General features: G+C 63.1%; 8 protein-coding genes. 6 read left to right on the forward strand and 2 right to left on the reverse strand.

Features of this window, described 5'->3' with window-relative positions; translation table 11 throughout:
* The first annotated feature begins 478 nt into the window (after positions 1–478).
* The 3 genes from ACT4OC_RS04995 (at position 479) to ACT4OC_RS05005 (ending at position 1,561) form a co-directional block, all read left to right on the forward strand.
* On the forward strand, positions 479–934 hold the full coding sequence (locus tag ACT4OC_RS04995; protein WP_444837863.1) for a phasin family protein: 456 nt from the start codon (positions 479–481) through the stop codon (positions 932–934).
* A gap of 179 nt (positions 935–1,113) precedes the next feature.
* Complete coding sequence (locus ACT4OC_RS05000) at positions 1,114–1,326, forward strand: hypothetical protein (RefSeq protein ID WP_444837864.1); 213 nt, start codon at positions 1,114–1,116, stop codon at positions 1,324–1,326.
* A gap of 40 nt (positions 1,327–1,366) precedes the next feature.
* Positions 1,367–1,561 (forward strand): hypothetical protein, encoded by a 195-nt coding sequence (locus ACT4OC_RS05005; protein WP_444837865.1) that lies wholly within the window; start codon positions 1,367–1,369, stop codon positions 1,559–1,561.
* A 61-nt stretch (positions 1,562–1,622) separates the two neighbouring features.
* Here ACT4OC_RS05005 and ACT4OC_RS05010 read toward each other — a convergent pair whose 3' ends face one another.
* Together ACT4OC_RS05010 and ACT4OC_RS05015 are read right to left on the reverse strand one after the other, a co-directional pair.
* Positions 1,623–2,393 carry a Crp/Fnr family transcriptional regulator gene (locus ACT4OC_RS05010; protein WP_444837866.1) on the reverse strand — a complete coding sequence of 257 codons (771 nt, stop codon included), beginning with the start codon at positions 2,391–2,393 and terminating at the stop codon, positions 1,623–1,625.
* 310 nt (positions 2,394–2,703) lie between these two features.
* Complete coding sequence (locus tag ACT4OC_RS05015) at positions 2,704–3,381, reverse strand: TetR/AcrR family transcriptional regulator (RefSeq protein WP_444837867.1); 678 nt, start codon at positions 3,379–3,381, stop codon at positions 2,704–2,706.
* A gap of 284 nt (positions 3,382–3,665) precedes the next feature.
* On the opposite strand from ACT4OC_RS05015, the gene ACT4OC_RS05020 reads away from it, so the two are divergent.
* From ACT4OC_RS05020 to ACT4OC_RS05030, 3 genes are all read left to right on the forward strand, one after another.
* A complete protein-coding gene (locus tag ACT4OC_RS05020) occupies positions 3,666–4,901 on the forward strand; it encodes an acyl-CoA dehydrogenase family protein (protein ID WP_444837868.1) in 1,236 nt (411 codons plus the stop codon).
* A 175-nt stretch (positions 4,902–5,076) separates the two neighbouring features.
* Positions 5,077–6,135: a phosphotransferase family protein gene (locus tag ACT4OC_RS05025; protein ID WP_444837869.1), complete on the forward strand. Its 1,059-nt coding sequence runs from the start codon at positions 5,077–5,079 to the stop codon at positions 6,133–6,135.
* Between the two features lie 91 nt (positions 6,136–6,226).
* Positions 6,227–7,165, forward strand: a complete 939-nt coding sequence (locus ACT4OC_RS05030) for a DMT family transporter (RefSeq protein WP_444837870.1) — start codon at positions 6,227–6,229, stop codon at positions 7,163–7,165.
* The last annotated feature ends 434 nt before the right edge of the window (positions 7,166–7,599 follow it).

Below are 7,599 nucleotides of genomic sequence, written 5' to 3' on the forward strand. Positions count from 1 at the left end.
GGTGCTGGCTTATATCGTCTCCCCCGTGGCTATGGTGATGGGGTTTATGGTGGGTAGGGTGATCTTATGGGTGGGCCCTGCGCACAGCGCTGGCCCTGCCGGTCCACGACGATGCGGTGGATCTGAATGGCCTCGGGCGCCGTTTTTTCCGACGGCGCACGCGTCGGGCCTTTGCCACTCTCCAATTGTGTCATCGGCATAATCATTCCGGTGGATACACATTCATTCCTGTAGATAGTGACGTCTGCGTCTCTTGACTTCTTGAGAAAAATTTTTCGCGAGAGTCGCAAACCGAACGGACGACCCTTCTTTAGTCGTACATAGTGAAAGCCGGGTTGGATGGCAGCTCATCCAGAAAACTGATCGGGCACGGAAGCGGATCGTCACTCCGTCTCCATTCACTCCCGTGACGCAGAATAGCGCCTCGGGAAATGATGTCGCTTGCGAAGGGAATAGTGCAGTGGAAGGGAATAGTGCAGTGAGTGAAAGCGTACAGAAGGCCAATCCGAACGGAACGACCAACCTGAGCGGAACGAATGGTTTCGCGTTGCCCGGCGTGCTCGGCGCGCTTGCAGAGCAGGGGGTCGCCCGCGCGCAGGCGAACTGCGAAAAGATCAAGGCCGCATCCGAGCAGGTATCGCAGTCGCTGCGCGAGTCCTATTCGGCGAACGCCGAAAGCGCGACCAGCTACGGGCTGAAGGTCATCGAAATATCGAACGCCAACACGGCCGCCGCGATGGATTTCTTCTTCCATCTCTTGGGCAGCAAGTCCGTGACGGACGTTGTCACCCTTTCCGCGGAGCAGGCGCGCAAGACTTTCGACGCCACCTCCGCCCAGAACAGGGAACTGTGGGAGCTTGCCCAGAAGCTCGCAACGGAAGCTGGCGAACCCGTCAGGAAACATGTTGCAAGCGTATTCCAGAAAGCCAGCTAGACAGCGGCGCGGAGGGTAACCGGCCGGTTGGAGATGAGCCCCGCCACGAGCATGAGCCCACCCAAGTGCTCGACAACAACGGCAGGTGCGTGATGCCCCCCAAGTCAACCGCGCACCGACAAGAGGCGTAATCCAACCGGCCGGTTCTATCAAAAAAAGAAACATCCTGGGAGGTTCGCATGGGAATGGTCATGATCAAGTGCCCGCAAACCGGACGCGCGATCCCCACCGGCATTCAGATCGACCGCGAGCGCTTTCGCTCGAGCGCGGTATTCTTCTCGCGCACCCGCTGTCCGGCCTGCGACACGGATCACGCCTGGTTCGCGCGGGAAGCCTGGGTATACGAGTCTGCCGCGCGGGCGGAGCCTCGCAGCGAGGGCGCGCCGGCCTGAATGTCAATGCAGCACGTCAATCATTGCAATGGGGGACACCATGGCGCACATGCGATATTCCGCCGAGACATCGCCGTTTCTCCTGCAGGCGAAAGACTTCCTCGTCGAGGCACGGCGGCTGAAGCCGGGGCCGGCGCGCAACGAGCTGCGCGAGGTGGCGAAGGTGCTGCGCGAGCTTGCGGAGTTCGAGATACGATTCCAGTCCGGCTCTGACGTCGATCGGCCCGGACTCTGATCAGGCATCGACTGGATTGCCCGGACAATGAGCTTTCGCGGCATGCAGCCGCGCAACCGGATCATCTGGCTTCGCGCCTTTCGCCTGCCGGTTCGACCGGCTCCGCCGCAATGCGGGTTCTGGCCGAACCGCGGGCGAAGATCTCCTCGACCTCGAGATTCATGGTGCCGTGGCATTCGCATGTGATTGCGGCGAGCCGCGATCGATCGATCTCGAGCTGGCCTCGTCGCTCGGACCGGATCGCCCCGGAGGCGCGCAGATTGCGCATCAAGAGCGTCACCGTCGTTCGCCGCACACCCAATATCTCCGACAGCGCTTCCTGCGTCAGCGGCAGGACGTCGTGGTCGATGCGGTCGCGAAAGTGCAGCAGCCAGCGCGCCAGCCGGGCTTCGACCGGATGCAGCGCGTTGCACGCCGCGCCGTGCTGAAGCTGAATGAGCAATGACCGGACGTGGGTCTGGACCAACTGCCGGATCGCGGCGCTGCCGGTGAACGCGGCGTGAAATCGCGATGCGGGAATCCGCGAGGCCGTGCCCGCCGCATGAACGACGGCCGTAATGGCCGAAGGTGAGGGCCCGAGCACGGAAAGCAGGCCAACCCCGCCCTCGCGCCCGATGACGGCCGTAGCGACTGTCTTCCCGCTCGCCATGTTGATCATCAGGGTGACGGCGCCGCTATGGGGGAAGTAGACATGCTCGATCGGTTCGCCTGCTCGCGAGAGGGCCTCATCCTGGTGGAGCGCGACCACTTCCAGATCGGGCATCAGCAAGTCCAGGTCTGCTTGTGGCAGCGCTGCCAGGAGGCGGTTATCTGCTCCTCCGGGCGGGGTCACGGCTGTTCACCTTCGGTAGCGCATCCGCCGCAGGCCCAATTCCGGGTAGTGCCGGGAGACGCTCCTGACCTTGTTTCAAATCCGTTTTCGCTACGCGCACCGATACGCAATTGCAGACGCACCCAACAACAATGGCCCAACTTCGCGTGCCCGGCGAATTCCGCACGCGTCATGGTCAACTAGATGAGCTGGCATCGCCCACCGCAACTGCAAATTACGTATGGTGCCATGAGTTCCTATTTTTCATGGCGCAGAATGGTACGCCTTTCGGTGTACCCGTAAGATGGCACAGAAGCGGTACCTGGTGCAGCTATGAGGCCCGTGCGGCCGAGGTGGCCGTGCGGACTATAGGCTTGCTCGCCGGCGAGGCCGGGTTCAGCGCCATCACCGCCACGCCCACCACGCGTTCGACGATCGCCTGCACGTCGTCGAAGTCGCATTTGCCTTCGGACAGCTTCGCCAGCCGCTCCTTTTCGCGGATGGTGTGGTGGCTCATCGACAGCGCGAAGTGCAGGCCCCAGTAGAGGTCGGCCTCGTCGCGGCCGGGCAGCGCGCGGCGCATCGCGGCGGCGAATTTGCGCAAATGATCGATCTCGCGATTCTTGATGCGGCGGATCGGCGGCACCGATTCGATTGATGCTCGGATCATGAAGCGTGCGGCGGTCGATCCTTCGCGGTCGGGACCGAGGCAGCCGCGCAGGGTGGGGCCGACGAGGGCGCGAAGGATTTCCTCGATGGAAGCGCGGCCGCCGCCTTTTTCCTCCGCCGCCTTCAGCTCGTTGAGACGCTCGCGGTTGGTCTGGATCGAGCGGGTGACGAACAGCTCGGCGATCAACTCGTCCTTGGAGCCGAAATGGTAATTCACCGCCGCAAGGTTGACGCTCGCCTCCGCGACGATGTCGCGCAGCGTGACGTCGCCGAAGCCGCGGTCGGCATAAAGCCGCTCGGCGGCTGCGAGAATGGCAGAGCGGGTCTGATCTGACGCCATGGTCTTCGCTCTTTCGTCATTCCGGGGCGCGTCGAAGACGCGAACCCGGAATCTCGCGCCACAATCTCCAGATTCCGGGTTCAGCCCTGTAGGCTGCTCCGGAATGACAGGAATGCGCCGAGGGTGTTGCAATTCAAACAGTTGTATGAAACTATCGTTTGAAGGGCGGCAAATGTCAATGCTGCTGCGAGCATCTCGCAAGTTTTGTGATTTGCGTCGATGCCGGCTGCAGGCGGACAGTTGCGCCAACGGTTTTGATAAGTGGAAAAAGCGAGGAGCGTCCGATGGATTTCATGTTGTCCAGCAGGCAGAAGGAATGGCTCGACCGGGTTCAGTCCTTCATGAACAAGCACGTCCGCCCGGCGGTGCCGATCTACCAGGAGCAGGACGAGGAGGGCGCGCGCTGGAAGGTGATTCCCGTTCTCGAGGAGCTGAAGGCCAAGGCGAAGGCCGAGGGCCTCTGGAACATGTTCATGCCGCCGAACGATCATGAGGACGACGAATTCCGCGGCGCGGGATTGACCAACCTGGAATACGCTTTGCTGTCGGAAGAGATGGGCCACATCTCCTGGGCCTCGGAAGTATTCAACTGCTCCGCACCCGATACCGGCAACATGGAAGTCCTGATGCGCTACGGCTCCAAGGAGCAGAAGCGCAAATGGCTGCGTCCGCTGATGGACGGCGAGATCCGCTCCGCCTTCCTGATGACGGAGCCGGCGGTTGCTTCGTCGGACGCCACCAACATCGAGACCCGTATCGAGAAGCAGGGCGATCACTACGTCATCAACGGCCGCAAATGGTGGTCGTCGGGCGTCGGCGATCCCCGCTGCAAGATCGCGATCCTGATGGGCAAGACCGATCCGTCGCTGGCCAGGCACCAGCAGCAGTCGCAGATCCTGGTGCCGCTGGATACGCCCGGCATCAAGGTGGAGAAGATGCTGCCGGTGTTCGGCTTCGACGACGCGCCGCACGGCCATGCGCAGGTGCTGCTCGAGAACGTCAAGGTGCCGGCGTCCAACATCCTGCTCGGCGAGGGCCGTGGCTTCGAGATCGCGCAGGGCCGTCTCGGCCCGGGCCGCATCCATCACTGCATGCGCACCATCGGCAAGGCCGAGGAGGCGCTGGAGAAGATGGTCAAGCGCCTGTCCTCGCGCACCGCCTTCGGCAAGAAGATCGTCGAGCATTCGGTGTGGGAGCAGCGCATCGGCGAGGCCCGCACCAACATCGAGATGACGCGGTTGCTCTGCCTCAAGGCCGCCGACATGATGGACAAGGTCGGCAACAAGACCGCGCAACTCGAGATCGCCATGATCAAGGTCGCCGCCCCCAATATCGCGCTCAAGATCATCGACGACGCCATCCAGGCCTATGGCGGCGGCGGCGTTTCCGACGAGGCCGGGCTGGCCCGCGACTATGCCCACATCCGTACGCTGCGCCTCGCCGACGGCCCGGATGAAGTGCATAACCGCGCCATTGCCAGACTTGAACTTCGGAAGTATCAAAACGCTCCGAGGCACTAACAAGAAAGCGAGAGCGCACGCAGCGCTCTCTCCACCGTCATTCCGGGGCGATGCGACAGCATCGAACCCGGAATCTCGAGGTTCCACAATGCGCAGTTGCGCATTGGGGTCTGGTCGTTCCGACCATCCCGGAACGACGAGGAAAGACGGACAAGAAACTTTAGGGAGCGTCAGCGTGAACGACGGTGTCAGGAAGGACGAGGAATTCTCGGGGACTCGCGAAGTCGAGGAGCGCCATCGCATCGACGAGGCGAACCTCGCCAGATGGATGGCCGGGAACGTCGAAGGTTTTGCCGGTCCGCTCACCGTCCTGCAATTCAAGGGCGGTCAGTCCAATCCCACCTACCGGCTCGACACGCCCGGCCGCTCCTATGTGATGCGCCGCCGCCCGTTCGGTAAATTATTGCCGTCGGCACATGCGGTCGATCGCGAGTTTCGCGTCATCGCCGCGCTCGGCAAGCAGAATTTTCCGGTCGCAAGGGCCTATGCGCTCTGCATGGACGATGCCGTGATCGGCTCGGCCTTCTACATCATGTCGATGGAGGAGGGCCGGGTGTTCTGGGATCCGCAGTTGCCGAGCCAGCCGCCGGAAGCGCGCCGAAAAATCTTCACCAGCAAGATCGAGACGCTGGCCAGGCTCCACACCTTCGATCCCGAGAAGATCGGCCTCGGCGAATTCGGCAAGCCGGGCAATTACTTTGCGCGCCAGGTCGACCGCTGGACCAAGCAGTATCGCGCCTCGGAGACGCAGCACATTCCCGAGTTCGAGAAGCTCGCCGAATGGCTGCCCAAGACGGTGCCGGCGCAGACGCGCGTCTCGATCGTCCACGGCGATTACCGCCTCGACAACATGATCTTCCACCCCACGGAACCGACCGTGCTGGCGGTGCTGGACTGGGAATTGTCGACGCTCGGCGATCCCATGGCCGACTTCACCTATCTCCTGATGCAATGGACCATGCCGGGTCTCGCCAATGCCGACCTCAAGGCGCTGAACATTCCGAGCCAGGAAGAGGCCGCGCAGATCTATTGCGACGTCACCGGCATGGCCGTGCCGGACCTCAACTGGTACTTCTCCTACAACCTGTTCCGCCTCGCCGGCATCACCCAGGGTATCGCGGGCCGCATCCGCGACGGCACCGCCGCCAACGCCAAGGCCCTGGAATCGGCCGCACGCACGGTGCCGCTCTCCAAGGCATCCTGGGAATACGCGCAGAAGGCCGGCGCGGTGTGAGGGAATTCGTCATACGCGGGCTTGACCCGCGTATCCATCAATCTTCACAAAAGTCGTTCGAAGCTGATGGATGGCCGGGTCAAGCCCGGCCATGACGATTTTGGAATTGGCTCCCTTGCACTCCCATCCCAACATCCGCGGCAGCCTGCTGATGGCCGGGGCGATGGCCGCCTTCACCATGAACGACGCCATCACCAAGTCGGTGTCGGCGGAGCTCAACATCGGCCAGATCATCCTGGTGCGCGGCGCCTTCGCGATGGTGCTGATTGCGGCGCTCGCCTCCTGGGCCGGCGCGATGCGGCCGTGGCGCACGCTCGTCATCGGTCCGGTCGGCCTGCGCGTGATCGGCGAGATCGGCGGCACGCTGTCGTTCCTCTCCGCAATCGCGCACATGCCGCTTGCCAATGCGTCCGCGATCTTCCAGGCGCAGCCGCTGATGATCACGCTCGGGGCTGCGCTGGTGTTCGGCGAGCCGGTGGGCTGGCGGCGCTGGCTTGCGATCGCGGCCGGCTTCATCGGCGTGCTCGTGATCGTCCGGCCGGGCACGGCCGGCTTCAACGAATTCTCGCTGCTCGCGCTCTCGTCCGTCGCCTTCTGCACCGTACGCGACCTTGCGACGCGGAAGATACCGGCGGAAATCCCCTCGCTGTTCATCACGCTGCTGACCACGGTGACCGTGACCACCGCCGGGGCCGTCGTGATCTATCCGCTGGGCGGCTGGACGCCGCTGCCCGGCCGCTCGCTCGGCCTGTTGATGCTGGCCGCGGTGCTGCTGCTGATCGGTTATCAATGCGTGATCTCGGCGCTGCGCACCGGCGATATCTCCGCCGTCGCGCCGTTCCGCTACACCGCGCTGATCTGGGCCATGCTGCTCGGCTCCATCGCCTTCGGCGACCGCCCGGACGCTTTCATGGTGACCGGCGCCGCCATCATCGTGCTGTCCGGCCTCTACGCCTTCTACCGCGAGCGCGTCCGCAACCGCCTGCGCCCCGCCGCGACCGCGCCGGGCCTGCCGCCGGAAGGGGTGTGATCCCGCCGACCAGGTTTGGGAGCAGCGTGCTCGGGAATTTCACCAGCAATTTCAAGGGCTGGTTCACAAATTGCAAAAATCAGAAATTCTGATATTGACAATTGCGCAAATCAGAACTATACGTCTCCCCAGCCCGTGCCACCGTGAGGGACGTTTCGCGATCGTCACGAAGCGTGGTGCGGGTTGCGATGGGCCGCTTGCTGCGTCAGGTGCTTGCACCGGGCGAAACGCAGCGGCGGACGGCGAAGTCGTGTGGTCCTGGCGCCGCGACCCTGGCGTCTATCCCTGCTGGCCTGTGCCGGCGGGGCAACGGGGGCAAGAAAGGCCGCTCCCCGGGGAGATCACGTATAAGCCTTAAAACCATTGCGCGGGGAAGGTCGGGATGTCCTGGCTGTACCTGTCAAATCCGTGTGCGTTTTCTTACTACCGTTGCA

Source organism: Bradyrhizobium sp. (assembly GCF_052389815.1).
Lineage (GTDB): Bacteria > Pseudomonadota > Alphaproteobacteria > Rhizobiales > Xanthobacteraceae > Bradyrhizobium.